Here is a 25,995-nt window from a genome sequence, read left to right as displayed (position 1 = left end):
CACCACTGCGACGCGCGCCTCGTCAGCGCGCGCGCGGATACGAACCGAGAATCTTCAGGAACGCGGCCTTCTGGCCGAGTTCCGCAAGCGCGGCCGCGACCGACGCGTCGTCCCGATGCCCTTCGATGTCGATGTAGAAGTAGTACTCCCACGTGCCGACGCGCGCGGGGCGCGACTCGAAGCGGGTCATCGACACGCCGTGCCGCGCGAGCGGCTCGAGCAGCTTGAACACCGCGCCCGGCTCGTTCTTCACCGACACGATCAGCGACGTCTGGTCGTAGCCGCTCGGCCCCGCCGGCTGCTTGCCGACGATCACGAAACGGGTGCGGTTGTGCGGATCGTCCTGGATCAGCGCGAACGCGATCTGCAGGCCGTAGTGCGCCGCCGCCCGGTCGCCGGCGATGGCCGCCACCGTCGGATCGGCCGCAGCAAGACGGGCCGCCTCGGCATTGCTCGAGACCGCCTGCCGCTCGAGCTGCGGCGCATTCGCCGACAGCCATTGCTGGCACTGGGCCAGCGCCTGCGCATGCGCGCACACGCGCTTCACGCCGTCGAGCGTGCCGCCCTGCGTGAGCAGGTTGTGGTGGATCGGCAGCGCGAGTTCACCGCTGATCAGCAACTGCGTCTGCAGCAGCAGGTCGAGCGTGCGCGACACCGCGCCCTCGGCCGAATTCTCGACCGGCGCGATGCCGAACGCCGCGGCGCTCGCCTCGACCGAGCGGAACACCTCGTCGATCGACGGGCACGGCAGCCCTTCGATCGACTGGCCGAAATACTCGAACATCGCCTGTTCGCTGTACGTGCCGACCGGCCCGAGGAACGCGACGTGGATCGTCTGCTCGAGCGCGCGGCTCGCGGCCATGATCTCGCGCCAGATCGCGCTGATGTGCTCGCTCGCAAGCGGTCCCGCGCTCATGTCCTGCAGGCGGTTGATCACCTGCAGCTCGCGTTCCGGCCGGAACACCGGCGCGTTGAAGTGCTTCTTGACCTCGCCCACCTCGAGCGCCACCGCGGCGCGCTGGTTCAGGAGCTCGATCAGCTGCGCGTCGATCGCATCGATGCGGTCGCGCAGCGGTTTCAGGCGGGAATTCAGTTCGTCGTCCATGCGTAGTTGCCGTGCTGTTGACCAGCACCCGCCGTCAGGCGCGGTGCTGCTCGAAATCCTTCATGTACTCGACGAGCGCTTTCACGCCCTCGAGCGGCACCGCGTTGTAGATCGACGCCCGCATGCCGCCGACGGACTTGTGGCCCTTCAGCTGCAGCAGCCCGCGCGCCTTTGCGCCGGCAAGGAAGTCTTCGTTGCGCGTTTCGTCGGCCAGGAAAAAGGGCACGTTCATCCGCGAACGCGCCGTCGGCTCGACCTTGTTCAAATAGAAGCTGCTCGCGTCGATCGTGTCGTAGAGCAGCTTCGCCTTCTCGATGTTGCGGGCCTCGATCGCCTGCAGGCCGCCCTGCCGCTTCAGCCACTGGAACACGAGGCCCGCGACGTAGATCGCGTAGGTCGGCGGCGTGTTGTACAGCGAATTGTTCGCGGCGACCGTCTTCCATTCGAATGCGGACGGACAGATCGACAGCGCGCGATCGAGCAGGTCCTCGCGGACGATCACGAGCGTGACGCCCGCCATCCCGATGTTCTTCTGCGCGCCGCCGAACAGCACGCCGTACTTCGCGACGTCCATCGGGCGCGACAGGATGTGCGACGACACGTCCGCGACGAGCGGCACGTCGCCGAGATCGGGGATCTCGAACGTCTCGACGCCGTCGATCGTCTCGTTCGTGCACAGGTGCACGTAGGCCGGATCATCCGACAGTTGCCATTCGGCGCGGGCCGGCGCGCGCGTATAGCCGGCGTCGGTCTTGCCGGTCGCGGCGAGATGCGGCGTGCCGTACTTCTTCGCCTCGTTGAACGACTTCTGCGACCACGAGCCCGTCACGACGAAATCGGCCGTCTTGCGCGACCCGAGCAGGTTCATCGGCACGACTGCGTTTTCCGCGATGCCGCCGCCCTGCAGGAACAGGATCCGGTGGCTCGCCGGCACGTCGAGCAGCTCGCGCAGGTCGGCGAGCGCCGTTTCGTGGATCGACATGAATTCCTTGCCGCGATGGCTCATCTCCATCACGCTCATGCCGCTGCCATGCCAGTCGAGCATTTCGTCGGCGGCTTGCCGCAGCACTTCCTCGGGCATCGCCGCGGGGCCGGCGGAGAAATTAAAGACGCGCATCGTGAAAACCTCGGGAGGGACGCGGCCGGCTCGCCGCCGGCAAAGGAATCGCGCCAGAAAAGGAATGGCCGCTTGCGCTCACGCGCAAACGGCCATTATCGCACTGTCGTCAGGCTCCCGCCAAACCCGGCCGCGCGGCCGGGGGCGGACTGCGACCGCTTACTTGCCCGGCTTGACTGCCGAGACTTCCTTGTCAGCCTGCGCGCGCGTCGCCTGGATCGCTTGCGGCATGTACTTCTGCATCAGGCCGTTGACCACGTCGCGGCCGACCTGATCCTGCACCTGGATGAACTTGCGGCCCGTCGTGCTCTTGTAGAACGTCGTCAGGTCCTTGATCTCCGACGTGCTGTAGTACTTCGCGTACGCGTCGTACTGAGCCTGCATCGCGTCGTTGCTGAACGCCTGCGTCGCGAAGACCTTGCCCGCGCCGTCGACCAGCTTCGGCACCGCGTTCTTCTGCAGCGTCGGGACCGCAGCCTGCTTCTGCTTGTCGTTCAGCGTCTTGTTTTCCGACAGCGCGTCCGACAGGATCGCCGGCACCAGCTGCTTCGCCTGCATTTCAGCGCTGTTGCCGATTGCCGACACGAGCTTCGGCGCGTCGATCGCGTCGAGCAGATCCTTGATCGCTGCCTTCTTGTCGGCGTCGATCGGCGCAGCTGCCGCCGCCGGAGCCGGTGCGGGGTTCGACAGCGATTGCGCCATCGCGAACGTCGGCACCAGTGCAGCCAGCAGGACCAGTTGCTTGAATTGCTTTTGCATCATCACTCCCTTCTTGGAAATATGAATGGGTACTTCGCCGCACGCGGCGCGCTTATTCGCGTTGCGCGCCTGCCTGCGGCCGCTCGAGAGTCACATCCTTGGTCAGGCTTCGCCGTCCGACGCCTCGTCGGCCTCGCCGTCGCCATCTTCGGCTTCCGCGATCTGCTGCAGGCCGGAGAGCTTCGTACCCTCATCGAGGCTGATGAGTGTAACACCTTGCGTGGCGCGCCCCATTTCGCGAATCTCCGAAACGCGCGTGCGAATCAGGACACCGGCGGTCGTGATCAGCATGATCTGATCCTCGGCGTCGACGAGCGTCGCGGCGACCACCTTGCCGTTGCGCTCGGACGTCTGGATCGCGATCATGCCCTTCGTGCCGCGGCCGTGACGCGTGTACTCGGTGATCGGGGTGCGCTTGCCGTAGCCGTTCTCGGTCGCGGTGAGCACCGACTGCTCCTCGCTGCCCGCGACCAGCATCGCGATGACCTGCTGGCCGTCCTCGAGCTGCATCCCGCGCACGCCGCGCGCCTCGCGGCCCATCGGACGCACGTCGTTCTCGTCGAAGCGCACCGCCTTGCCGGCGTCGGAGAACAGCATCACGTCGTGCGCGCCGTCGGTGATCGACGCGCCGATCAGGAAATCGCCGTCGTCGAGGCCGACCGCGATGATGCCCTTCTTCATCGGACGGCTGAATGCCTCGAGCGGCGTCTTCTTCACGGTGCCGAGCGACGTCGCCATGAACACGAACTTGTCGGCCGAGAATTCCTTGACCGGCAGCACGACGTTGATCTTCTCGCCGTCCTGCAGCGGGAACATGTTGACGATCGGGCGGCCGCGCGAGTTGCGCGAGCCCTGCGGCACCTCGTAGACCTTGACCCAGTACACGCGGCCGCGGTTCGAGAAGCACAGCATGTAGTCGTGCGTGTTCGCGATGAAGAGCGTCTCGATCCAGTCGTCTTCCTTCATCTGCGTCGCCTGCTTGCCGCGGCCGCCGCGCTTCTGCGCGCGGTACTCGGACAGCGGCTGCGACTTCACGTAGCCCGAATGGGACATCGTGACGACCATGTCCTGCGGGGTGATCAGGTCTTCGGTGTTCAGCTCGGTCGCGTTCAGCTCGATCTTCGAGCGGCGCGCGTCGCCGAACTCGGCCTTCACCGCGGTCAGCTCCTCGGCGATCATCACCGTGATCCGCTCGGGGCGGGCCAGGATATCAAGCAGGTCTGCGATCTGCGCCATCACCTCGCGGTACTCGCCGATGATCTTGTCCTGCTCGAGGCCGGTCAGGCGCTGCAGGCGCATCTGCAGGATTTCCTGGGCCTGCGTGTCGGACAGCCTGTACAGGCCGTCGCCCTGCATGCCGAATGCCGGGTTCAGCCCTTCCGGGCGATACGCGTCGCGACCGCCTGCCGGGGCATTCTCGGTCTCGGCGCGGGTGAGCATCTCGCGCACCAGCGACGAATCCCACGCCTTGGTCATCAGTTCCTGCTTCGCGATCGGCGGCGTCGGCGCGGCCTTGATGATCGCGATGAACTCGTCGATGTTCGCGAGCGCAACCGCGAGACCTTCGAGCACGTGGCCGCGTTCGCGCGCCTTGCGCAGTTCGTACACCGTCCGGCGCGTGAGCACCTCGCGGCGGTGCGACAGGAAGCACTGAACGATTTCCTTCAGGTTGAGCAGCTTCGGCTGGCCGTCGACGAGCGCGACCATGTTCATGCCGAAGGTGTCCTGGAGCTGGGTCGCCTTGTACAGGTTGTTCAGCACCACTTCCGGCACTTCGCCGCGCTTGAGCTCGATCACGACGCGCATGCCGCTCTTGTCGGACTCGTCGCGGATGTCGGAGATGCCCTCGAGCTTCTTCTCGTTGACGAGTTCGGCGATGCGCTCGAGCAGCGAGCGCTTGTTGACCTGGTACGGCAGCTCGTCGACGATGATCGCCATCCGCTGGCCGCGATCGATCTCCTCGAAGTGCGTGGCCGCGCGCATCACGACGCGGCCGCGGCCGGTGCGATAGCCGTCGCGCACGCCGGCGACGCCGTAGATGATGCCGGCCGTCGGGAAGTCCGGCGCCGGGATGATCTCGATCAGTTCGTCGATCGTCGCTTCAGGGTTGTGCAGCAGGTGCTGGCACGCATCGACGACTTCGTTCAGGTTGTGCGGCGGGATGTTGGTCGCCATGCCGACCGCGATGCCCGACGAACCGTTGATCAGCAGGTTCGGGATCCGCGCCGGCAGGATCAGCGGCTGCATCTCGCTGCCGTCGTAGTTCGGGCCGAAATCGACGGTTTCCTTGTCGATGTCGGACAGCAGCTCGTGACCGATCTTCGCCATGCGAATTTCGGTGTAACGCATCGCGGCGGCATTGTCGCCGTCGATCGAGCCGAAGTTGCCTTGCCCGTCGACCAGCATGTAGCGCAGCGAGAAATCCTGCGCCATCCGCACGATCGTTTCATACACCGCGCTGTCGCCGTGAGGGTGGTACTTACCGATCACGTCGCCGACGATACGCGCCGACTTCTTGTACGCCCGGTTCCAGTCGTTGTTCAGTTCGTGCATCGCGAACAGGACGCGCCGGTGCACCGGCTTCAGTCCGTCGCGGACATCCGGAAGGGCACGTCCGACGATCACGCTCATCGCGTAATCGAGATACGAACGGCGCATTTCCTCCTCAAGGGAGGTGGGCAGGGTCTCTTTGGCGAATTGATCCATGTATCCGTATCTTTTCGGAGCGAAGACGGGAACGCCTTTCGCATGAGCGCTGCATGCGCAACGCAACGTGAGATTCTAACATGCGCCCTTCTTCCGCCAATTCGCCTCCCCCTCTATATAAGAATGGCGAAAGCCGGCGCGGCCATCCGCCCTCCTTGTTCGCGCCCCGAAAACACGCCGCCCGGCCATTTCACATGCGCACGCGGACATGCCTGCACCTGCGCGCATATTTGCGCCCGCACACTTGACAATCTCCAAAAGTTACGGCAGGGCGGTGTTGCGCATGCGCCACAAACGGCGAGGCGAAGTTGGGGTGGGGAGGATTTTTTTTCGTGGGAAGGGAACGATATGGCAAAATGCCAACGCACTGAAAGTTAGACGCTGCTCGAAGTCTACACAGAGCGGCGCCGCGTTTTTTGTGCCGCACCAATGTTATACTTCGAGCAATGTATGACTTGTCACCGTCAACAGGCTCGCAGTAAACCTGCGGTAATCTCAATTTCGAGAGGAGAAATATGAATAAACTTTCAAAGCTCGCGTTCATTGCAGCTACCGCAGTTATGGCTGCATCCGCATCGGCACAATCGGTGCCGGCGTCGCGACAAGCCGTGAATGACAACTGGGTGAACGGTACCGGCGAATACGTCTGGATGAACGGCACGAACGAGCTTTGCTGGCGCGATGCATTCTGGACGCCGGCCACCGCCAACGCGAAGTGCGATGGCGCACTGGTCGCCCAGGCACCGGCACCGGCTCCGGTCGCACCGGCGGCAGCTCCGGCAATCTCGAGCCAGAAGATCACGTATCAAGCCGACGCACTGTTCGACTTCGACAAGGCAACGCTGAAGCCGCTGGGCAAGCAGAAGCTGGACGACCTGGCTGGCAAGATCCAGGGCATGAACACGGAAGTGGTCGTCGCAACGGGCTACACCGACCGCATCGGTTCGGACAAGTACAACGACCGTCTGTCGCTGCGCCGTGCGCAAGCCGTGAAGTCGTACCTGGTCAGCAAGGGCATCCCGGCCAACAAGATCTACACGGAAGGCAAGGGCAAGCGCAACCCGGTCACGACCGGCTGCAACCAGAAGAACCGCAAGCAGCTGATCGCTTGCCTCGCACCGGACCGCCGCGTGGAAGTCGAAGTGGTCGGTACGCAAGAAGTGCAGAAGACGACCGTTCCGGCACAGTAAGCCGCGGTCCTCGACTGCCTCAAAGCCCCGCCTCGGCGGGGCTTTTTCATTGACGCCCGTCCGGGCGTTCGCTGGCCTCGCCGTCCGCCCGCTTATATACTCGGGGCTTGATGCAGCGATGCGTCGCCCTCCTCCCGTAGCCCGTTTGCCGACATGACCAACGCCGATCCGCACGAACTCCAGAAATTCAGCGACCTCGCCCATCGGTGGTGGGATCCGAATGCCGAATTCAAGCCGCTGCACGACCTGAACCCGGTCCGGCTCGGCTGGATCGACGCGCACGCCCATCTGGCCGGCAAGCGCGTGCTCGACATCGGTTGCGGCGGCGGCATCCTGTCCGAATCGATGGCCGGGCTCGGCGCGCAGGTGAAAGGCATCGACCTGTCCACCGAAGCGCTTGGCGTCGCCGACCTGCACAGCCTCGAGAGCGGCGTAACGGTCGACTACGAGGCGATCGCGGCCGAAGCGATCGCGGAGCGCGAGCCCGGCACCTACGACGTGGTCACGTGCATGGAGATGCTCGAGCACGTGCCGTCGCCGGCCAATGTCGTCGCGGCCTGCGCGACGCTCGTCAAGCCGGGCGGCTGGGTGTTCTTCTCGACGCTGAACCGCAACCTGAAGTCCTACCTGTTCGCCGTGATCGGCGCCGAATACATCGCGCAGATGCTGCCGAAGGGCACGCACGACTACGCACGCTTCATCCGTCCATCGGAACTGGCCGGCTTCGTGCGCGCCACCGATCTGCACGTCGTGGAGATCAAGGGCATCACGTATCATCCGCTCGGCAAGCGCTTCGCGCTGTCGAACGACACCGACATCAATTACCTCGTCGCATGCCGTCGCGGCGCGTGACAACGACTCGACCGGTATGACGACTTCCCTCTCGCCCACGCGGGCCGCGCCCGACGAACCGGGCCTGCAACGCTGCGACGCGGTGCTGTTCGATCTCGACGGCACGCTCGCCGATACCGCACCCGATCTCGCAGCCGCGGTCAACAAGATGCAGCGCGCGCGCGGACTGGCCGAGACCTCGCTCGACACGCTGCGGCCGCTGGCGTCCGCCGGCGCGCGCGGCCTGCTCGGCGGCGCATTCGGCATCAGCCCGCAGTCGGCCGACTACGACGCGATGCGCGACGAGTTCCTGGCCAACTACGCGACCGACCTTTGCGTGCACACGACGCTGTTCCCCGGCATCGACACGCTGCTCGACGAGCTCGACGCACGCGGCGTGCGCTGGGGCATCGTCACGAACAAGGCGATGCGCCTGACCGAACCGCTCGTCGGCCTGCTCGGCCTCGGCCCGCGCGCAGCGTGCGTCGTCGGGGGCGATACAACGCCGCACGCGAAACCGCACCCCGCCCCGCTGCTGCATGCAGCCGGGCAGCTGACGATCGCGCCCGAGCGCATCGTCTACGTCGGCGACGACCTGCGCGACATCCAGGCAGGCAGCGCGGCAGGCATGGCCACCGTCGCGGCCGCCTACGGCTATTGCGGCGACGGCGCCGCGCCGGGGGACTGGCAAGCTCATCACCTTGTCGAAACGACGCAGCAATTACGCGAGCTGCTGCGCGATGTTGGGCTATAATGGTCAATCTTATCCGCGGGGGCGACCTGGTTTCGACAGGGGTTGTGAAGCGGCTAGGGCATGTCGAGGACCCGTCACCTCGTTAATCAATGGGAAAAACGTAACTGCAAACGACGATACGTTCGCACTGGCAGCCTAAGGGCCGCCGTCCTCTGCCTAGTTCACTGACGGGCTAGCGTCGCAAGACCGGTAGCAATACCGCCAGAGGTCATTTACGTCAGTTAAGCCTTGGCGGCGTCGCGACGCCCGGGTCGAAAACCTAGCGAATCGCCGTAGTGCAGCGTGTTCGTCCGCGTCGCTGCGGTTAAATCAAATGACAGAACTAAACATGTAGAACTGGTCGTGGAGCGCTTCTGGACGCGGGTTCGATTCCCGCCGCCTCCACCAAATTCTCGCGATGCAACGAACCCCGCATGACGACCGTCCTGCGGGGTTTTTTGTTGCCTGTGCAATGCAGCCGTGGCGCACGGTGCCGCCCTCCTTCGGAAAAAGCGCCCAGCCCCGATGGGCCGGGCGGAATGCCGCCGGAAACCCGGCGGCAGGAGGTGACGGATGTCGGGCCGCCCCGCGAGCACCTCGCACCGGCGCACGCAGCGACAGCCCACCCGGGCCCGACCTCGCAGCGCGCCGCGCGACGGGTCGTCGCACCTGGCGCACCGTCCGCGGTCCCGAGCGTTGCGCGACTTAGCTGCCGCGATACAGCGAGTTCATTTCTTCGACAGTGGCCGGATGCACGCCCGCCGCGCGCGAACCCGACGCCGATGCGCCCCGCGCTTGCGCGCCGTAACCGCTGGCATCGACGCCTTGCGCCTGCGCAACGGCATTGCGCTGCTGCTCGGCGACGCGCGCAGTCGCGGCCTGGATCGCTTCCGGGTAATGCGGATCTTCACCGCGTGCCGAGTTGTAGCCCGCCTGCTGGAGCTGAACCAGTTCGGCGCGCACCTGCGCGCGGGTGATCTGCGAACCCGGCTGGGCGAACGACACGACCGGGGCAACGAGAGCTGCAGCAACGACGACGGCTTGAACGAGCGATTTCATGATGACCTACCTCCAGATTTGTCCGTTTTCGCGGTGAACACCTCGTTCATCGCTGACAACTGAAGTTTATGTAGGCAGTTGCTTAAGAATAAGGCAGGTTTCGGGAAGACAGACTTCCCGAATACGGGTTAACCACTATCAAAGCGCCGGATCCTCGTGCGCTTCGTTGGCGGCCGGCACATGCAGAAACGCGCGAGCCCCGCGAAGCGGCATGCTTCGCGGGGCTCGCAATGAATGAAACGGGTCCGTGCATCCGGGAACGAAACCGAGCCGGGCGACGTCCGGACGCCCTCATCGTCGCTTCATTCGCCGTCCATCGGACACTTCAGATTGCAGCCGTTCGGATCGCCGATGTCGCCCTTGCGGCGCATCGCAGACTTCTTGCCGGTCTGATATTTCTTCGACGGCGCCGACGCCGCGAACGGCATCTGCGGATGTTCATTCAGCCTGAACTGGTCGCTGAGGATGCCGCCGGGCACACCGGGCGAATTCTGCGCGAACGCGAGCGGCGAAGCGGCGATCAGCAACCCCGCAGTCAACGCTGCCGCGGAGAGGGGATGGGAAAGTTTCATGGCGTGACGACGCCTGGCTGGCGTGCTTGTTGGAACGTTGATCGAGCGGCAAGCGTAGCGCAAATCCGCAGCCGCTGCAGAGTCGTTCGAGCACGCCCCTTTTACCGTGCGTTGCCGCCGCGCGCCGTCTACGCGTCCGCGCCGGCGAGCCCCGCCGCGACGCTCGTCACCGTGCCGCACGCCGCCGGATCGTAGCCGTCGAGACGCGCGACCCGTTCGACGTAGCGCGCGTCGCGCAGTAGCGCCAGCACGCCGTCGAGCGGCCGCTCGCCGAGCCGCTCGCGTTCGCACGCGAAGTAGTAATCCTCGTCGACAACCGGAATGAAATCGAGACCGAAATGATGCGCGGCCGGCTCGACGCCGAAGCCGAGATCGGCCATCCCGCTGGCGACGAACGCGGCGATCGCCGAATGGGTCAGCTCGGCCGATGCATAGCCGTTGATGCGTTCGGGATCAACGCCGATCCGGCGCAGCGCGAGATCCAGCAGCATGCGCGTGCCCGAGCCCGGCTGGCGGTTGACGAAGCGGATGTCGTCGCGCGCGAGGTCGGACAGGCCGCGCACCTGCTTCGGGTTGCCGCGCGGCAAGAACAAGCCTTGCTTGCGCCGCGTCAGGTGAATCAGCACGTGGCGCGCGTCGTCGAGCCAGGGCCGGTAGATCTGCGCGCATTGTTCGCGAAACTCGCCGCGCGGCAGATGGAAGCCCGCAAGCTCGCACTCGCCGCGCGCGAGCGCCTGTACGGCTTCAACGCTCTCGCGGTACTTGATGTCGACCGCCGCATGCGCGTCGACCAGCGCGGAGACGAGCGCCGCGACCGCATAGCCGTGCGACGCATGGATGCGCACACCCCCGTCGCGCTGCGCGAGCCGCCGGTTCAGGTCGCTCGCGACTTCGGCCGCCAGCGCGCGCAGGTTCCCGTCGAGACGGCTGCGCGCGAGACGCTGCGCGTCGACGACCGCCTGCCCGAGCTCGGACAGCACCGACCCCTTGCCCCGCGCGGTTTCGATCAGCGCGCCGCCGACGCAGGCCTCCAGCGCGCGCAGCACCCCCCACGCATGGCGGTACGACAACCCTTTGGCCTGCGCCGCCTGCGCGATGCTGCCCGTCCCGGCGACGAGTTCCAGCAACGGCGCGACGTCCGACAGGCTCGCCTTGCGCCCGTCGCTGTCGCGCACGATCAGATTTGCGTCGCATTCGACTCGAATCATTTATGCACCGTAACTTCCTATTGCGACCACTCAATGTTCCGCTTATCGTTGACCGAAATCCAACAGAATGAAGTCGGCATGCGCAATATATGAACCATCTGCGCATATGAGACTTTGGAGGAGCATAACAGATGTCCCCGATTTCCGAAGCGCCCGACGCACTAGTCGCGCGGCATGCGCACGGCGGCCGGTCGCTCGTCGCCGTGCTGCATGCGATCCAGGACGAAGCGGGCTACGTGCCGCCCGGTTGCGTCGCGCCGCTCGCGAAGGCGCTCAACCTGTCGCGCGCGGAAGTGCACGGCGTCCTCACGTATTACCACCATTTCCGCACCGAGCCGCCGGCGCGCGTGACGATCCAGATGTGCCGCGCCGAAGCCTGCCGCAGCATGGGCTGCGAAGCGCTCGCGGCGCACGCGCAAGCGCGCACCGGCTGCGCGTTCGACGCCGCGCACGGCGACTCGCCGCAGGCGGGCGCCGTCGCGCCGGGCGACGTCGCGCTCGAATCCGTCTACTGCCTGGGGCTCTGCGCACAATCGCCGTCGATGACGATCAACGGCGTGCTGCACGCGAAGGTCACCCCGGAGAAATTCGACGCGCTGCTCGCCGACGCCGTCGCGCACGCTCAGGAGGCGGCATGACGACCCGCATCTATGTGCCGCGCGATTCGTCCGCGCTCGCGCTCGGCGCCGACGCGCTCGCCGCCGCGATCGTCGCGGAAGCCGCACGGCGCGGCATCGCGATCGATCTCGTGCGCAACGGCACGCGCGGCCTGCTGTGGCTCGAACCGCTCGTCGAGGTCGGCACGGCGGCCGGCCGCGTCGGCTACGCGAACCTGTCGGCCGCCGACGTGCCTGCCCTGTTCGACGCCAACTGGCTCGACGGCGGCGCGCACCCGAGCGGCGTCGGCCTCGTCGACGCACTGCCCTATCTCGCGCGCCAGCAGCGCCTCACGTTCTCGCGCATCGGCCTGACCGACCCGCTGTCGATCGACGACTACCTGCGGCACGACGGCCTCGCCGGCCTGAAGAACGCGCTCGCGCTCGACGGCGACGCCGCGTGCGACGCGCTGATCGAGTCGGGCCTGCGCGGCCGCGGCGGCGCGGCGTTTCCGGCCGGCATCAAATGGCGCACGGTCCGGCACGCGAGCGCAAATCAGAAATACATCGTCTGCAATGCGGACGAAGGCGACTCGGGCACGTTCTCCGATCGCCTGATCATGGAAAGCGACCCGTACTGCCTGATCGAAGGGATGATCATCGCGGGCATCGCGACCGGCGCGACGATCGGCTACATCTACGTGCGCAGCGAATATCCGCACGCGATCGCAACGCTCGAAGCCGCGATCGCACGGGCCCGCGACGCCGGCTGGCTCGGCGAGAGCGTGCTCGGCTCCGCGCACGCGTTCGAGCTGCACGTCGCGAAAGGCGCGGGCTCGTACGTGTGCGGCGAGGAAACCGCGCTGCTCGAGTCGCTCGAGGGCAAGCGCGGCGTCGTGCGCGCGAAGCCGCCGCTGCCGGCGCTCGCCGGGCTGTTCGGCCAGCCGACCGTGATCAACAACGTGATCACGCTCGCAACCGCGCCGGTGATCTTCGCGCGCGGCGCCGCGTTCTATCGCGACTTCGGGATGGGCCGCTCGCGCGGCACGCTGCCGTTCCAGCTCGCCGGCAACATCCGGCACGGCGGCCTCGTCGAACTCGCGTTCGGCGTCACGCTGCGCGAGCTGCTGTTCGATTTCGGCGGCGGCACCGCGAACGGCCAGCCCGCACGCGCCGCGCAGGTCGGCGGCCCGCTCGGCACCTACCTGCCCGAGCACCAATGGGACGTGCCGCTCGACTACGAGGCGTATGCGGCGATCGGCGCGGTGGTCGGCCACGGCGGCATCGTGCTGCACGACGACACGTCGAACCTCGCCGAGCTCGCCGAGTACGCGATGAAATTCTGCGCGATCGAATCGTGCGGCAAATGCACGCCGTGCCGGATCGGCTCCACGCGAGGCGTCGAGACGATCGCGCGAATCCGCCGGGGCGACACGTCGGAGCGCCAGGTCACGCTGCTGCGCGACCTGTGCGACACGATGCTCGCCGGCTCGCTGTGCGCGATGGGCGGGATGACGCCGTACCCGGTGCTGTCCGCGCTCGACCATTTCCCCGAAGACTTCGGGCTCGCCGTCGGCAAGGATGCCGCGCCGGGCCCGGCCAAGGCCGCGGCCTGACCCAGAAGGAGCATTGCATGTCCCTCGATGCGCTCAATTCCAGACCAGGCGGCTGCGGCTCGGGCCAATGCGCGTGCAAGAGCGCCGCGCAGGCGCGCGCGCGCGATCCGTTCGACGACACCGACTACGGCACGCCGCAGCGCCATGCCGATATCGATGTCACGCTCGAGATCGACGGCCAGCCGGTCACGGTGCCGGCCGGCACGTCGGTGATGCGCGCGGCGATCGAAGCCGGCGTGAACGTGCCGAAGCTGTGCGCGACCGACTCGCTCGAACCGTTCGGCTCGTGCCGGCTGTGCCTCGTCGAGATCGAAGGCCGGCGCGGCTATCCGGCGTCGTGCACGACGCCCGCCGAAGCCGGCATGAAGGTGCGCACGCAGTCCGACCAGCTGCAAGCGCTGCGCCGCAACGTGATGGAGCTGTACATCTCCGACCACCCGCTCGACTGCCTCACCTGCCCCGCCAACGGCGACTGCGAACTGCAGGACATGGCGGGCGTGGTCGGGCTGCGCGAGGTGCGCTACGGCTTTGACGGCGCAAACCATCTGCGCGATCAAAAGGACGAGTCGAATCCGTACTTCACGTACGACCCGTCGAAGTGCATCGTCTGCAACCGCTGCGTGCGCGCCTGCGAAGAGACGCAGGGCACGTTCGCGCTGACGATCGCGGCGCGCGGCTTCGAATCGCGCGTGGCCGCGGGCGAAAGCGAAGCGTTCATGGCATCCGAATGCGTGTCGTGCGGCGCGTGCGTGGCCGCGTGCCCGACCGCGACGCTGCAGGAGAAGTCGGTCGTGCAGCTCGGACAGCCCGAGCACGCGATCGTGACGACCTGCGCGTATTGCGGCGTCGGCTGCTCGTTCAAGGCGGAGATGAAAGGCACGCAGGTCGTGCGCATGACGCCGCACAAGAACGGCCTCGCGAACGAAGGCCACGCGTGCGTGAAGGGCCGCTTCGCATGGGGCTATGCGACGCACAAGGATCGCATCACGAAACCGATGATCCGCGAGAAGATCACCGACCCGTGGCGCGAAGTGGGCTGGGAAGAAGCGATCACCTATGCCGCAACGCAGTTCCGCAAGCTGCAGGCGAAGTACGGCCGCGACTCGATCGGCGGCATCACGTCGTCGCGCTGCACGAACGAGGAAACCTATCTCGTGCAGAAGCTCGTGCGCGCCGCGTTCGGCAACAACAACGTCGACACCTGTGCACGCGTGTGCCACTCGCCGACCGGCTACGGCCTGAAGACGACGCTCGGCGAATCGGCCGGCACGCAGACCTTCGCGTCGGTCGCCAAGGCCGACGTGATCGTCGTGATCGGCGCGAACCCGACCGACGGCCACCCCGTGTTCGGCTCGCGCCTGAAGCGCCGTGTGCGCGAAGGCGCGAAGCTGATCGTCGTCGATCCGCGCCGCATCGACGTGGTCGACGGCCCGCACGTGAAGGCGTCGCATCACCTGCAGCTGCGTCCCGGCACCAACGTCGCGATCGTCAATGCGCTCGCGCACGTGATCGTCACCGAAGGGCTCGTCGACGCGGCCTTCGTCGCCGAACGCTGCGAGACGCGCGCGTTCGAACAGTGGCGCGAGTTCGTCGCGCGCGCCGAGAATTCGCCGGATGCGACCGCGGACGTGACCGGCGTGCCGGCCGAACAGGTGCGCGCCGCCGCGCGGCTGTATGCGACGGGCGGCAATGCCGCGATCTATTACGGGCTCGGCGTGACCGAGCACGCGCAAGGCTCGACGATGGTGATGGGCATCGCGAACCTCGCGATGGCGACCGGCAACATCGGCCGCGAAGGCGTCGGCGTCAACCCGCTGCGCGGCCAGAACAACGTGCAGGGCTCGTGCGACATGGGCTCGTTTCCGCACGAACTGCCCGGCTACCGGCATATCGGCGACGCCGGCGTGCGCGCGCTGTTCGAGGACGCGTGGGCGGCCAAGCTGCAGCCGGAGCCGGGGCTGCGCATCCCGAACATGTTCGACGCGGCGCTCGACGGCAGCTTCAAGGGGCTCTACTGCCAGGGCGAGGACATCGTGCAGTCGGACCCGAACACCCAGCACGTCGCGGCCGCGCTGTCGTCGATGGAGTGCATCGTCGTGCAGGACATCTTCCTGAACGAGACGGCGAAGTACGCGCACGTGTTCCTGCCCGGTTCGTCGTTCCTCGAGAAGGACGGCACGTTTACGAACGCGGAGCGCCGCATCTCGCGGGTGCGCAAGGTGATGCCCCCGCTCGCCGGCCATGCGGACTGGGAAGTGACGCTGATGCTCTCCCGCGCGCTCGGCTACGAGATGGACTACGCGCATCCGTCGGAGATCATGGACGAGATCGCGCGGCTCACGCCGACCTTCTCGGGCGTGTCGTACGCGAAGCTCGAAGCGCTCGGCAGCATCCAGTGGCCGTGCAACGAGCATGCGCCGGAAGGCACGCCGACGATGCACACGGATGCGTTCGTGCGCGGCAAGGGCAGGTTCGTGATCACGCAATTCATTCCGACGCCGGAAAAGGTCACGCCGCGCTATCCGCTGATCCTGACCACGGGCCGCATCCTGTCGCAATACAACGTCGGCGCGCAGACGCGCCGCACCGACAACGTGCGGTGGCACGAGGAGGATCGGCTCGAGATTCATCCGCACGATGCGCAGGACCGCGGGATCCGCAGCGGCGACTGGGTCGGCATCGAGTCGCGCGCCGGGCAGACCGTGCTGCGCGCGCTCGTGACCGAGCGCATGCAGCCTGGCGTCGTGTACACGACGTTCCACTTCCCCGAATCGGGCGCGAACGTGATCACGACCGACAGCTCGGACTGGGCGACGAACTGCCCCGAATACAAAGTGACGGCGGTACAGGTGATGCCGGTCGCGCAGCCGTCCGACTGGCAGCGTGCGTACGCGCGCTTCAACGCCGAGCAGCTCGACCTGCTCGAACGCCGCGCGGCGTCGCCCGCGGCCGTGACGACCGGCAAGTGAGGACGCCATGAACACCGGACACCTGATCGACATGGCCAACCAGATCGGCGAATTCTTCGCGTCGATGCCGGATCGCGACGAGGCGCTGGCCGGCATCGCCGACCATATCCGGCGCTTCTGGGAACCACGGATGCGCCGCGCGCTGCTGGCGGCGTTCGACGATCCGGCCGGCGACGCGGCACAGCGCGCCGCGCCGATCGTCCGCGATGCGATTGCCGCCTATCGCGACACGCTGACGCCCGCCGCCGCGCCCGTCTGAACGCCTGACCGGCGTACCGCTGCCGCTACGCGGGCAGCGATACGCCGGCGAACCAGCTTTCACAGTGGCGCAGCAGCGCGTTCGTGTCGGACGCGAGCCGGCCGCGCGCCGCGATATAGCCGTCGGGCCGCAGCAGGTAGAACGACGGCCGCGACCGGCCGTAGGCGTCCGCCAGCCCCGCCGCACCGTCGCCTTCGGTATCGGCGACCCGCCACACGCGCACCGCGCCCGGCATGATCCGTTCGAGCGACTCCGCCAGGGCCTGCGCAGCCTCGGCAGCGGGCGGCGTCGCGCCCGCCCCGCCCTCCTGCGGCGGGTCCTCGAGCAGCAGCAGCGTGAATCCCGTCGGCTCGTGCAGGTCGAACAGCCGCGCGATGCCCGGCGCCTGCCCGAGCGGCCCGTCGATCACGTGCACGAGCGCATCGGGCGCCCGCTCGCCCGCGCGCGGGCCGCCGTCGAGCACACGCTCGAGCGTGAGCGGGCTCTTGCGGTACTGCACCCCCAGTTCGCTGACCGTGCGCCGCACCGCGTCGCGCATCGGCCCGAACGACGCCAGCAGCGGCACGACGTGATCGCGCAACAGCTTCATCGGCCCGCGATCGGCCTCGACGATCTGCGTCAGGAAGCTCGTCTGCCGCAACACGTCGCGCTCGATCGGATGACGCTCCGCGTGATACGTGTCGAGCAGCCGCTCCGGCGCCCCCGCGCCCAGCACCCGCGCGAGCTTCCAGCCGAGGTTGAACGCCTCCTGGATGCCGGTGTTCATGCCTTGCGCGCCGGCCGGGCTGTGGACGTGCGCGGCGTCGCCCGCGAAGAACACGCGCCCGTGCCTCAGGCGCTCGACCATCCGGCTGTGCAGGTGGAAATAGGACGACCATGTCAGGTCGCTCAGGACGATCGACGTCCCCACGCGCGCGCGGACGATCTCCAGGCATTGCGCAAGCGACGGCCCGCGCTCGTCGGACAGCGCGCCGTTCTCCCGCGGCCGGTCCGCCACCAGCCGGTAGCGGCCGTCGCCCATCGGGAACAGGCCCGCGATGCCGTCCGCCGTCGTGAACAGATGAATCTCGTCGTCCGGCCAGTCGGGAATCGCCGCCAGATCGGCGAGCAGGAACGTCTGCTCGAACGGCCGGCCGGCAAAGCCCACGCCGAGCAGATGCCGCACCGTGCTGTGCGCGCCGTCGGCGGCGATCAGGTAGGACGGCGCGAGCCGCTCCTCCGTGCCGTGCGCATCGCGGATCGTCACGTCGAGGGACGCGCCGCCCGCGTCGCAGGCGGTCAGCGTGACGCCGCGCTCGACCGTCACGCCGAGGCTTTCGAGATGCTCGGCGAGCAGCCGCTCCGTGACGCTCTGGTCGAGAAACAGCAGATACGGATAGCGCGTCTGCAGCGGGTCGAAATCGAGCCGGGCGATCACGCGGCCGTCCGCATGCAGCGCCGCCGCGTGTGCGCGGTGCCCGCTCGCGAGAAACGGTTCGACCACGCGATGCTGCTCCAGCAACTCGAGCGTGCGCGCCTGGATGCCGATCGCGCGCGAACACGGCGACGGCTTCGCCGCCTGGTCGATCACGCGCACCGGCACGCGCGCCCGGGCAAGGCTCATCGCGGCGGCAAGGCCGGTCGGCCCCGCGCCGACGACCAGCACGGGTGGGATATCGAGCAGTTCGTCGACCATGAGAACCTCGATGACACGCGACCCTGCAAGTCTACGCCGCTCCGCCTGACGGGACCATATGCCGGACGGCCGACGGGAGAGCCCCTGGCCGGGTATGGGACAATGCGCGTTTCCCGCCAGTTTTCGCGTCATGGATTCCGCCTTCGACCGAGCGTACGCCGCGCATCGCGCGGGCCACCTCGCCGACGCCGAGCACGGCTACCGCGCCGCGCTCGCCGCCAATCCCGCTGACGCCGACGCGCTGCATCTGTTCGGCGTGCTTCGGCATCAGCAGGGCCAGCACGCCGAAGCGGCCGATCTCGTCGGCCGCGCGGTCGCGCTGCGCCCGGACGACGCCGCGCTGCAGCTCAACCTCGGCAATGCGCTGAAGGCGCTCGGCCGCGTGGAGGAGGCGCTCGACCGCTTTCGCAACGCGCTGACGCTCGCGCCCGAATTTCCGCTCGCGCACTACAACCTCGGCAACGCGTATGCGGCGCTGCAGCGTCACGAGGAGGCGATCGACGCGTTCGGCCGCGCGCTGCGGCTCACGCCCGACGACGCGTCGATCCACAACAATCTCGGCAACGCGCTGAACGCGCTCGGCCGCCACGACGACGCGCTGGCCGCGTTCCATCACGCGCTGGCGCTGCGGCCGGGCCATGCCGGCGCGCACAACAACCTCGCGATGGCGCTGTCCGCGATGGGCCGGGCCGACGACGCGATCGCGCATTTCCATGCGGCCATCGCCGCGCAGCCGCGCTTCGTCGCCGCGCATTTCAACCTGGGCAACACGCTCGACGCGGTCGGCCGCCACGCCGAAGCGGCTGCGGCGTTCGAGGCCACGCTCGCGCTGCATCCGTCCTTTCCGCTCGCGCTGTTCGGTCTCGCGAATGCGCTGAGCGCGCAGGACCGCCATTGCGACGCGCTGCCCTACTACGAACGCGCGGTCGGCCTCGATCCGTCGTTCAGCCTCGCGTGGCTGAACCTCGGCAATGCGCACCACGCGCTCGGCGCGCACGAGATGGCGCTGCGCGCGTTCGACCAGGCGCTGCGCGTCGAGCCCGATTTCACGCTGGCGCAATTGCATCGCGCGGTCACGCTGCTGACGCTCGGCGATTTCACCCGCGGCCTGCCCGCCTACGAGACGCGCCACGACACGCCCGGCGCGACGCCGCTCGGCGCGCTGCCGCGCTGGCAGGGCGAGCCGATCGCGTCGCGCACGCTGCTGATCCGCGCGGAACAGGGGTTCGGCGACACGCTGCAGTTCGTCCGCTTCGTGCCGCTCGCCCGTGCGCGCTGCGCGCACGTCGTGCTCGAAGTGCAGCCGGAGCTCGTCGCATTGCTCGAACCGGCCGCCGCACGATGGCGCGTCACGCTCGTCGCGCAGGGCGCGGCGAAGGCGCCCGCAGCGGACGTCGGATGCACGCTGCTGAGCCTGCCGTTCGCGCTCGGGCTGCAGCCGGACGACATCCTGTCCGGCACGCGCTACCTCCACGCACCGGACCATTCTCGCCGGCACTTTCGCGGCTCCCTCGGCGGACAGCAACGACGCAAGTTCGGTCTCGTCTGGTCCGGGCGGCGCCATGCACGGGACAACCGTTCGATACCGCTGGCCGAGCTAGAGCCGCTGTTCGCGTTGCCCGACATCGACTGGATCGTGCTGCAGCCGGCCGTCGAAGACGACGAGCAGGCCCGCCTCGAAGCCCATCCGCGCGTCCACCCGTTCGGCAGCCGTCTGACCGACTTCGCCGCGACGGCGACGCTGATCGAGCGGCTGGACGGCGTCGTCTCGATCGACACCGCGGTCGCGCACCTCGCCGGCGCGCTCGGCAAGCCGCTGTGGCTGATGCTGCCGTTCGCGGCCGACTGGCGCTGGTTCGGCGGCCGCGACTGCCCGTGGTATCCGCAGGCCCGGCTCGTGCGCCAGCCCGCGCCTGGGCAATGGCGCGACGTCGTGAGCGAAATCGCCGACGCGCTGCGCACCACCTGAGCCCAAATGAAACAGGGAGCGCAATGCGCTCCCTGTGAACGGCATGGACCGCGCCAGCCACGCGGCGCGCCGGGCTCAGATCGCCTTGTACTGGTTGCGCGCCTCCGGCGTACGGTACAGCACGAGCGTCGCAATCAGGCCGCACAGGGCCGCGATCGCGAGCCAGAGCCCCGGCGCGGCCTTGTTGCCCGTTTCGTGGATCAGCAGCGTCGAGATCGCGGGCGTGAAGCCGCCGATCGTCGTCGCGAGGCTGTACGCGAGCGAGAAGCCGGCCGTGCGCACGTCGGCCGGCATGACTTCCGTCAGCGCGACGACCATCGCGCCGTTGTATGACGCGTAGAGGAACGACAGCCACAGCTCGACCGCAAGCAGGCGCAGGAACGACGGCTGCGCGACCAGCCACTGGACGGCCGGATAGGCGGTCACGAGCGTGAGCAGCGTGAACGCGATCAGCACCGGGCGGCGGCCGATACGGTCCGACAGCGCGCCCGACAGCGGCAGCCAGACGAGGTTCGACAGGCCGACGCAGACCGTCACGACGAGCGCGTCGATCGACGACAGGTGCAGCACTTCCTTGCCGAACGTCGGCGTGTACGCGGTGATCATGTAAAACGACACCGTCGTCATGATCACCATCCCCATGCCGGCGACCACGACGCCCCAGTTCTCGAGCATCGAGCGCATGATCTCGCCGATCGTCGGGCGATGGCGCTTCGCGAGGAATTCATCGGTTTCCTTCAGCGAACGCCGGATCAGGAACAGGAACGGCACGATCAGGCAGCCGATCAGGAACGGAATGCGCCAGCCCCACGCGGTCATCTCGTCGGCCGGCAGCGCGCGGTTCAGCAGCACGCCGACGAGCGCGGCGAACACGACCGCAACCTGCTGGCTGCCGGACTGCCAGGACGTATAGAAGCCCTTGTGCCCTTTCGTCGCGATCTCCGACAGGTAGACCGACACCCCGCCCAGCTCGACGCCCGCCGAAAAGCCCTGCAGCAGGCGCCCGCACAGCACGAGCGCCGGCGCGAGCGCGCCGATCGTCGCATAGCCGGGCACCGTGGCGACCGCAAGCGTGCCGATCGCCATCAGCGTGAGCGTCAGGATCAGCCCCTTGCGGCGGCCATGACGGTCGATGTACGCGCCGAGCACGATCGCGCCTACCGGACGCATCATGAAGCCCGCGCCGAATACGGACAGCGCCAGCATCAGCGACGCGAACGCGTCGCCGCTCGGGAAGTAGGTTTTCGCGATGGCCGACGCGTAATACCCGTAGACCATGAAGTCGTACATTTCGAGGAAGTTGCCGCTGACGACCCGGAACACGGTGCGGAACCTGGATTCCTGCCCGGCGGCGTGTGATGCTGTAGACATGCTTTGACTCGCTCGGCTCGAATGGCGCGCCCGTGCGCCGCGTTGATACGCCGACTCCCCGGGCGCTGCGCCGGACCGACGGCGCAAACGGGAATCGCGGCACGCCGGCCGCGCCTCGCACAAAGTCCCGCGCCGCCGACATGGTCCGGGGGATGATGCCACGCCGGCCCTACATTTGCCTTTTGGTGCGCGGTTGCCGAAATACGGACCCAAAAATCGGATTGGTCCGATCGACTGCCTGCGTCCCAGCGATCACAATTCCGGATTTACTTCGACGCTGGCGCCGCATCCGCTTCACGCCCATGCCGCACCGCATATCGCTGCCATGAATCCATCGCCACTCGTTCCCGTCGAAGGCGAACTTGCCGTCCCCCGCTTCCGGCCGCTCGACGGCATCCCGCTCGGGCGCGAATGGACGTTTCGCGGCACGTCGGACGCCCGATCAGGCAGTGCGTGCGTCGCGCGGACCGAGACCTCGTGCATCGACGTCGAGTCTCCTCATCGCACCTGCCGCTGGGTGCCGTCGAACGACGCGAAGCCCGAACCCATCGTGGTCCTGCCCCGCTCGCGCGCGAACGCTGCCGCACCTGCGCGGCGCGCCGTACTCGCCTGCTGCTGGACCCTCGGCGCACTCGGCATCATCGGCGGGCTCATCGCTGCCCACGAACCGGCGTTCGATCTCGCATCGGCGCCGCCGGGCACCGTGCAATCGGGCGTCACCGCCATCGGCCGTGTCGCCCAGCCGCCGGGCGCCGCGCGCGCTGCTGGCCGTGCACCTGCCACCGGGCCGACGGTCCACGCCGCGCCTGAAGCGGCAGCGACCAGGCCGGTGATCACGGCCGATGCCGCGCTGGCGACCGCCAAGGCCCAACGTCCGGCCGTGACGCGCGCCGCCGCGATCCCGCGGGCACGTCGCGCGAGCGAACGGCCGGCGACGGCGCGCGCGCAGCCCGCCATGCCTCCGGCGATCCTGCGGGTCGCCGCACGTGTCCGGTCTGCGCCCCCCGCGCTTCGACGCGCGTCCTCGCCGGCATCGCTCGGCGACTTCGACAACCCGCAAACGCTGATCGCGCTGGAAAAGGCGCTGCGCGCCGAGCAGCCCGCCGTCGCGCGGGCACCGCAGGCGGCTGCGGCCGACGGCGACTGGACGTCGCGGCTGTCGCATCGGCGCCTGACCGACACGCCGGACGCCTTCACCCGCTGACCGGCGCGCCGCGCAAAAAATCAGCCCGATCCGCGCAAGCCGATCGGGCTGATTCGTTCAGACTGTCCTCGTTGTAAGGCCCGGGCCGGCCGTTGCGTCGATCCGGGCCTGGCGCACGGTTACTTGTGCGCAGGCAACCCCGTCTCGGTCTGCCGCTCGAGCTGCTGCACCCGCTGCTGCAGCTCGCGCAGCTGCGCCTGCGCGGCGCGCTTCTCGATCTGCAGCGCATGCGCCTGCTCCTGCGCCGACTTCTGCCGCTGCGCGACTTCCGCCTGCTGACTGCGCGCGATGCCCAGGTCCGCCTGCAACTGCTGCGCGCGACTGTTCGACAGCGCGATCACGCGCTCGAGAAACGCCTTCTGCGCCTGCAGTTCGGTCCGGCGGATTTCGATGTCCGACAACTGTACGGTCTGCTGACTGAAATTCGCATAGACCATTTCCGCACGGCTCTTGTCCTGCGACTTGATCACGCGCCACAGGTGCTTGTCCTGGAACAGCGCGACGTAGTACGTCATTTCCTGCGGATCGAACATCAGGCTCGCGCCGTAGCTGCCGTTGTACGCGGTGCGCATTTCGACGACCTTGCCGTCGCGCAGCATCTGCGTCAGCTCGGCGACGTTGCCTTGCGCGGCCCCGTCCGCCGCGGGCGCGGCTTCGCCGCTCAGGCTCGTCACGGCCGGACGGGTGCCGGCAACGGGCGCCGTGTCGTCGGCGGACCACGCCGCAGCGGCGTGCGCGCATGCCGCCATCGCAACGATCCACGTTGCGCATCGTGCAGGGGAGAGATTTCGGAAGACCAACGTCAGACTCCGGCGGACGAATCGGGAACTCGCGATTATCGTTCAATTCGCCGGCGCCGCATCTCGAATTTACCGGGATGCGGCGCGTCGTTGCAAAGCTCGACGGACTTACAGGCGGGTCTCGCGCGCGGCACGCAGGAACGCGTCGAGCAACGGCGTGCAATCGAGCAGTTCGGCCCCGCCCGCACGATGGAACTCCGGGTGCCACTGCACGCCGACGACGAACGGCGCGCGCCGGTAGCGGATGCCCTCGATGATCCCGTCGCCGGCCGAGACGGCCTCGATGTTCAGGTCGCGGCCCAGATCGCGGATTGCCTGGTGGTGGATCGAGTTGACGATCGCCTCGCGGCGCCCCGGGAACATGCTCGCGAGCGTCGAGCTGTCGGGGAACCGGATCGCGTGGCGGTGCTGGTCGTAATGCTCGCTCACGTGCGGGTTCGCGGTCGGCACGTCGGTCGCGATGTCCTGGTAGAGCGATCCGCCGAACGCGACGTTGATCAGCTGGCAGCCGCGGCACACGCCGAGCACCGGCTTGCCGGACTCGACGAATTCGTGCAGCAGCTCGAGCTCGTACATGTCGCGCACGCGGTCGCCCGGCCATTCGGGATGCGCGTCCGACGCCGCGTAGGTCTGCGGCGACACGTCGGCGCCGCCCTGCAGCAGCAGGCCGTCGAGATGCTTCGCATAGTCGCGCAGGCGGATGTTGCTCGGGTGCAGCATCCCCTGATGACCGACGGTAGGAATCATGAAGACCAGCACGTCGCGCGACATCACCCAGTGCGCGATCGATTCCTCCAGATACTGCAGTGTCTTGCCGCGCAGCCCCTTCGCACCGGGCTCCGGATGGAAGATCCGTGCGGACACGCCGATGCGCAGCGTGCGCTGCGTGATGCGCTGGCCGGCGCGGTCGAACAGGCGGCGCGCGCGCGCCGCGATGATCCGGCCGAACACCGACCACGGCGTGTCGCTCTGCTTCAGGTAGGCGGGCGGCGCGGCCTGCGCGCTCGCAGGCGGCGGCCGCGGCGTGTCGAAGTCGGGCGGCGCGCCGAATCCCGGCGGCGGCGCGCCCGGTTTGCGCTCGTTCGCCGTCGCGCCTGCCGACGCGCCGGCGCCGCCGGCCGCGGCCCCCGGTGCACCCGGCTCGGACGTCCCGGTGACGGGCGAAGCGCCCGCGCCGGCGACGTCATGGGCGACGCCTTGCGCCGCGGACGCCCGGGCGGCCGTGTCGGCCGCAGCGCTCGCCGAATTCGGACGGGTGGAATCGGAAGAAGGAGAAGACGTGCCGGCCGAGCCGGCAAAGGAAGGCGTGTTTTCGCTCATGACGGTGGTCTGCTGCGTCGCTCACGCGGGTGGATTGACGAGGATTCATTATGCTTCAGTGCCCGATCGCGCGGGGCGCCGACAACATCTTGTCATCAATGTTGCAGGGGTCTGGTCACTTCCCGTGCGGAAGTCGCCGCCGTCCGGCCGCGCTGGACACCCGTGATATATCACCATAATATCGACGCATTGCCTACGCGCCGGAGCACGCCGAATACCCTCGCCTCGTCCGGCCGCCGCGCCACCACCCGCATGGACACCCTGATCGACACCCCGCACGCGCGCCGGCCAGCCGCCTCGTCCGCCAGCCTCGCCGAACGCGCGTACGCGCTGATCCAGCGCGACATCATCACGATGCGCCTCAAGCCCGGCGCCGCGCTCAACGAAGCCGAGCTCGTCGCACGCACCGGCATCGGCCGCACGCCGGTCCATCAGGCCGTGCATCGCCTCGTGCTCGACGGGCTGCTGTCGGTCATCCCGCGCAAGGGATTGATGGTGCAGCCGCTGTCGCTCGACGACATCGTCGCGATCATCGACGTGCGGCGCATCAACGAAGCGCACTGCGTCGAGCTCGCCGCCCGCCACGCGACGCCGGACGATTTCGGGCGCCTGGCCGCGCTGCTCGACGACGGCGAGGCCCGCGCCGACGCGCACGACGTCGAGGGGATGATGGATCTGGATCGCGCGTTTCATCTGACGATCGGCGCGGCCGCGCGCAACCCGGTGCTGGCCGAGATCCTGCGCGGGCTGCACGAGCGCTCGCTGCGCTTCTGGTTCGTCACGCTGTCCGCGCCGCACCACCTCGCCGACGTCCAGCGTGAACACCGCGAGCTGTTCGAGCGGCTCGCCGCGCGCGACGCCGCCGGTGCGCGCGCGGCCGTCGAACGCCATATCGACTCGTTCCGCGCCACCCTTCTTCAACATCTTCGTCCCTGA

General features: G+C 68.0%; 21 protein-coding genes and 1 other RNA gene. 11 read left to right on the top strand and 11 right to left on the bottom strand.

Annotated elements, in window-relative coordinates; genetic code table 11:
- Nucleotides 1-22 precede the first annotated feature (22 nt).
- The 4 genes from pheA to gyrA all read right to left on the bottom strand — a co-directional run bounded on the left by pheA (nt 23) and on the right by gyrA (nt 5,687).
- Nucleotides 23-1,105 (bottom strand): prephenate dehydratase, encoded by a 1,083-nt coding sequence (gene pheA / locus B7P44_RS05365; protein ID WP_084901509.1) that lies wholly within the window; start codon nt 1,103-1,105, stop codon nt 23-25.
- A gap of 34 nt (nt 1,106-1,139) precedes the next feature.
- Nucleotides 1,140-2,222, bottom strand: a complete 1,083-nt coding sequence (gene serC / locus B7P44_RS05360; RefSeq protein WP_084901507.1) for a 3-phosphoserine/phosphohydroxythreonine transaminase — start codon at nt 2,220-2,222, stop codon at nt 1,140-1,142.
- Between the two features lie 159 nt (nt 2,223-2,381).
- On the bottom strand, nt 2,382-2,981 hold the full coding sequence (locus tag B7P44_RS05355; protein ID WP_084906428.1) for a DUF2059 domain-containing protein: 600 nt from the start codon (nt 2,979-2,981) through the stop codon (nt 2,382-2,384).
- A 102-nt stretch (nt 2,982-3,083) separates the two neighbouring features.
- Complete coding sequence (gyrA, locus tag B7P44_RS05350) at nt 3,084-5,687, bottom strand: DNA gyrase subunit A (protein ID WP_084906426.1); 2,604 nt, start codon at nt 5,685-5,687, stop codon at nt 3,084-3,086.
- A gap of 515 nt (nt 5,688-6,202) precedes the next feature.
- Between gyrA and ompA the strand changes: the two genes are divergently transcribed.
- From ompA to ssrA, 4 genes are all read left to right on the top strand, one after another.
- On the top strand, nt 6,203-6,877 hold the full coding sequence (gene ompA / locus B7P44_RS05340) for an outer membrane protein OmpA (protein ID WP_084901502.1): 675 nt from the start codon (nt 6,203-6,205) through the stop codon (nt 6,875-6,877).
- A gap of 153 nt (nt 6,878-7,030) precedes the next feature.
- Nucleotides 7,031-7,729, top strand: coding sequence for a bifunctional 2-polyprenyl-6-hydroxyphenol methylase/3-demethylubiquinol 3-O-methyltransferase UbiG (gene ubiG, locus B7P44_RS05335; RefSeq protein WP_010091733.1), 699 nt, complete (start codon nt 7,031-7,033; stop codon nt 7,727-7,729).
- A 16-nt stretch (nt 7,730-7,745) separates the two neighbouring features.
- Nucleotides 7,746-8,462, top strand: a complete 717-nt coding sequence (gene gph, locus B7P44_RS05330; RefSeq protein WP_084901499.1) for a phosphoglycolate phosphatase — start codon at nt 7,746-7,748, stop codon at nt 8,460-8,462.
- 17 nt (nt 8,463-8,479) lie between these two features.
- Nucleotides 8,480-8,849: a transfer-messenger RNA gene (gene ssrA / locus B7P44_RS05325) on the top strand.
- 297 nt (nt 8,850-9,146) lie between these two features.
- Here the strand turns inward: ssrA and B7P44_RS05320 are convergent.
- The 3 genes from B7P44_RS05320 to B7P44_RS05310 form a co-directional block, all read right to left on the bottom strand.
- Entirely contained in the window at nt 9,147-9,500 is a 354-nt protein-coding gene (locus B7P44_RS05320) for a DUF4148 domain-containing protein (protein WP_084901496.1), read from the bottom strand.
- 302 nt (nt 9,501-9,802) lie between these two features.
- Nucleotides 9,803-10,072: a hypothetical protein gene (locus tag B7P44_RS05315; RefSeq protein ID WP_084901494.1), complete on the bottom strand. Its 270-nt coding sequence runs from the start codon at nt 10,070-10,072 to the stop codon at nt 9,803-9,805.
- 128 nt (nt 10,073-10,200) lie between these two features.
- The gene (locus B7P44_RS05310) at nt 10,201-11,280 is read right to left on the bottom strand and encodes a substrate-binding domain-containing protein (RefSeq protein WP_084901491.1); all 1,080 of its coding nucleotides are present in this window, start codon (nt 11,278-11,280) and stop codon (nt 10,201-10,203) included.
- A gap of 131 nt (nt 11,281-11,411) precedes the next feature.
- On the opposite strand from B7P44_RS05310, the gene B7P44_RS05305 reads away from it, so the two are divergent.
- From B7P44_RS05305 to B7P44_RS05290, 4 genes are read left to right on the top strand one after another with little or no spacing between them, the layout of a single operon-like run.
- Complete coding sequence (locus B7P44_RS05305; RefSeq protein WP_084901489.1) at nt 11,412-11,918, top strand: NAD(P)H-dependent oxidoreductase subunit E; 507 nt, start codon at nt 11,412-11,414, stop codon at nt 11,916-11,918.
- Nucleotides 11,915-13,492, top strand: coding sequence for a formate dehydrogenase beta subunit (locus B7P44_RS05300; protein ID WP_084901486.1), 1,578 nt, complete (start codon nt 11,915-11,917; stop codon nt 13,490-13,492). Before B7P44_RS05305 ends, B7P44_RS05300 begins: the two co-directional genes overlap by 4 nt.
- 17 nt (nt 13,493-13,509) lie before the next feature.
- Entirely contained in the window at nt 13,510-16,461 is a 2,952-nt protein-coding gene (gene fdhF, locus B7P44_RS05295; protein ID WP_084901484.1) for a formate dehydrogenase subunit alpha, read from the top strand.
- Between the two features lie 7 nt (nt 16,462-16,468).
- Nucleotides 16,469-16,720, top strand: coding sequence for a formate dehydrogenase subunit delta (locus tag B7P44_RS05290; protein WP_084901481.1), 252 nt, complete (start codon nt 16,469-16,471; stop codon nt 16,718-16,720).
- A gap of 25 nt (nt 16,721-16,745) precedes the next feature.
- On the opposite strand, the gene B7P44_RS05285 is transcribed toward B7P44_RS05290, so the two are convergent.
- Nucleotides 16,746-18,395, bottom strand: coding sequence for an FAD-dependent monooxygenase (locus B7P44_RS05285; RefSeq protein WP_084901478.1), 1,650 nt, complete (start codon nt 18,393-18,395; stop codon nt 16,746-16,748).
- A 130-nt stretch (nt 18,396-18,525) separates the two neighbouring features.
- Here B7P44_RS05285 and B7P44_RS05280 point away from each other — a divergent pair, with 130 nt between their 5' ends.
- Nucleotides 18,526-20,364, top strand: coding sequence for a tetratricopeptide repeat protein (locus B7P44_RS05280; protein WP_407924004.1), 1,839 nt, complete (start codon nt 18,526-18,528; stop codon nt 20,362-20,364).
- Between the two features lie 75 nt (nt 20,365-20,439).
- Here the strand turns inward: B7P44_RS05280 and tcuC are convergent, their stop codons facing one another.
- The gene (tcuC, locus tag B7P44_RS05275) at nt 20,440-21,735 is read right to left on the bottom strand and encodes an MFS transporter (protein WP_084901473.1); all 1,296 of its coding nucleotides are present in this window, start codon (nt 21,733-21,735) and stop codon (nt 20,440-20,442) included.
- A gap of 193 nt (nt 21,736-21,928) precedes the next feature.
- On the opposite strand from tcuC, the gene B7P44_RS05270 reads away from it, so the two are divergent.
- Nucleotides 21,929-22,939, top strand: a complete 1,011-nt coding sequence (locus B7P44_RS05270) for a hypothetical protein (RefSeq protein ID WP_231716657.1) — start codon at nt 21,929-21,931, stop codon at nt 22,937-22,939.
- A 119-nt stretch (nt 22,940-23,058) separates the two neighbouring features.
- Here B7P44_RS05270 and B7P44_RS05265 read toward each other — a convergent pair whose 3' ends face one another.
- Both B7P44_RS05265 and B7P44_RS05260 read right to left on the bottom strand, forming a co-directional pair.
- On the bottom strand, nt 23,059-23,739 hold the full coding sequence (locus B7P44_RS05265; protein ID WP_084901468.1) for a DUF2968 domain-containing protein: 681 nt from the start codon (nt 23,737-23,739) through the stop codon (nt 23,059-23,061).
- Between the two features lie 108 nt (nt 23,740-23,847).
- Nucleotides 23,848-25,059 (bottom strand): gamma-glutamyl-gamma-aminobutyrate hydrolase family protein, encoded by a 1,212-nt coding sequence (locus B7P44_RS05260; protein WP_084901465.1) that lies wholly within the window; start codon nt 25,057-25,059, stop codon nt 23,848-23,850.
- Between the two features lie 252 nt (nt 25,060-25,311).
- Between B7P44_RS05260 and B7P44_RS05250 the strand changes: the two genes are divergently transcribed.
- Nucleotides 25,312-25,995: a GntR family transcriptional regulator gene (locus B7P44_RS05250; RefSeq protein ID WP_084901463.1), complete on the top strand. Its 684-nt coding sequence runs from the start codon at nt 25,312-25,314 to the stop codon at nt 25,993-25,995.

The sequence above is a fragment of the Burkholderia ubonensis subsp. mesacidophila genome (assembly GCF_002097715.1).
Classification (GTDB): Bacteria; Pseudomonadota; Gammaproteobacteria; order Burkholderiales; family Burkholderiaceae; genus Burkholderia; species Burkholderia mesacidophila.
The sequence above is the reverse complement of the archived record's forward strand: the minus strand, read 5'-3'. Positions and strand labels throughout refer to the sequence as shown.

What these genes read in the sequence shown, in the direction of transcription:
- pheA (WP_084901509.1), bottom strand. Translation starts at nt 1,105, where the DNA reads ATGGACGACGAACTGAATTCCCGCCTGAAACCGCTGCGCGACCGCATC.
- serC (WP_084901507.1), bottom strand. Translation starts at nt 2,222, where the DNA reads ATGCGCGTCTTTAATTTCTCCGCCGGCCCCGCGGCGATGCCCGAGGAA.
- B7P44_RS05355 (WP_084906428.1), bottom strand. Translation starts at nt 2,981, where the DNA reads ATGCAAAAGCAATTCAAGCAACTGGTCCTGCTGGCTGCACTGGTGCCG.
- gyrA (WP_084906426.1), bottom strand. Translation starts at nt 5,687, where the DNA reads ATGGATCAATTCGCCAAAGAGACCCTGCCCACCTCCCTTGAGGAGGAA.
- ompA (WP_084901502.1), top strand. Translation starts at nt 6,203, where the DNA reads ATGAATAAACTTTCAAAGCTCGCGTTCATTGCAGCTACCGCAGTTATG.
- ubiG (WP_010091733.1), top strand. Translation starts at nt 7,031, where the DNA reads ATGACCAACGCCGATCCGCACGAACTCCAGAAATTCAGCGACCTCGCC.
- gph (WP_084901499.1), top strand. Translation starts at nt 7,746, where the DNA reads ATGACGACTTCCCTCTCGCCCACGCGGGCCGCGCCCGACGAACCGGGC.
- B7P44_RS05320 (WP_084901496.1), bottom strand. Translation starts at nt 9,500, where the DNA reads ATGAAATCGCTCGTTCAAGCCGTCGTCGTTGCTGCAGCTCTCGTTGCC.
- B7P44_RS05315 (WP_084901494.1), bottom strand. Translation starts at nt 10,072, where the DNA reads ATGAAACTTTCCCATCCCCTCTCCGCGGCAGCGTTGACTGCGGGGTTG.
- B7P44_RS05310 (WP_084901491.1), bottom strand. Translation starts at nt 11,280, where the DNA reads ATGATTCGAGTCGAATGCGACGCAAATCTGATCGTGCGCGACAGCGAC.
- B7P44_RS05305 (WP_084901489.1), top strand. Translation starts at nt 11,412, where the DNA reads ATGTCCCCGATTTCCGAAGCGCCCGACGCACTAGTCGCGCGGCATGCG.
- B7P44_RS05300 (WP_084901486.1), top strand. Translation starts at nt 11,915, where the DNA reads ATGACGACCCGCATCTATGTGCCGCGCGATTCGTCCGCGCTCGCGCTC.
- fdhF (WP_084901484.1), top strand. Translation starts at nt 13,510, where the DNA reads ATGTCCCTCGATGCGCTCAATTCCAGACCAGGCGGCTGCGGCTCGGGC.
- B7P44_RS05290 (WP_084901481.1), top strand. Translation starts at nt 16,469, where the DNA reads ATGAACACCGGACACCTGATCGACATGGCCAACCAGATCGGCGAATTC.
- B7P44_RS05285 (WP_084901478.1), bottom strand. Translation starts at nt 18,395, where the DNA reads ATGGTCGACGAACTGCTCGATATCCCACCCGTGCTGGTCGTCGGCGCG.
- B7P44_RS05280 (WP_407924004.1), top strand. Translation starts at nt 18,526, where the DNA reads ATGGATTCCGCCTTCGACCGAGCGTACGCCGCGCATCGCGCGGGCCAC.
- tcuC (WP_084901473.1), bottom strand. Translation starts at nt 21,735, where the DNA reads ATGTCTACAGCATCACACGCCGCCGGGCAGGAATCCAGGTTCCGCACC.
- B7P44_RS05260 (WP_084901465.1), bottom strand. Translation starts at nt 25,059, where the DNA reads ATGAGCGAAAACACGCCTTCCTTTGCCGGCTCGGCCGGCACGTCTTCT.
- B7P44_RS05250 (WP_084901463.1), top strand. Translation starts at nt 25,312, where the DNA reads ATGGACACCCTGATCGACACCCCGCACGCGCGCCGGCCAGCCGCCTCG.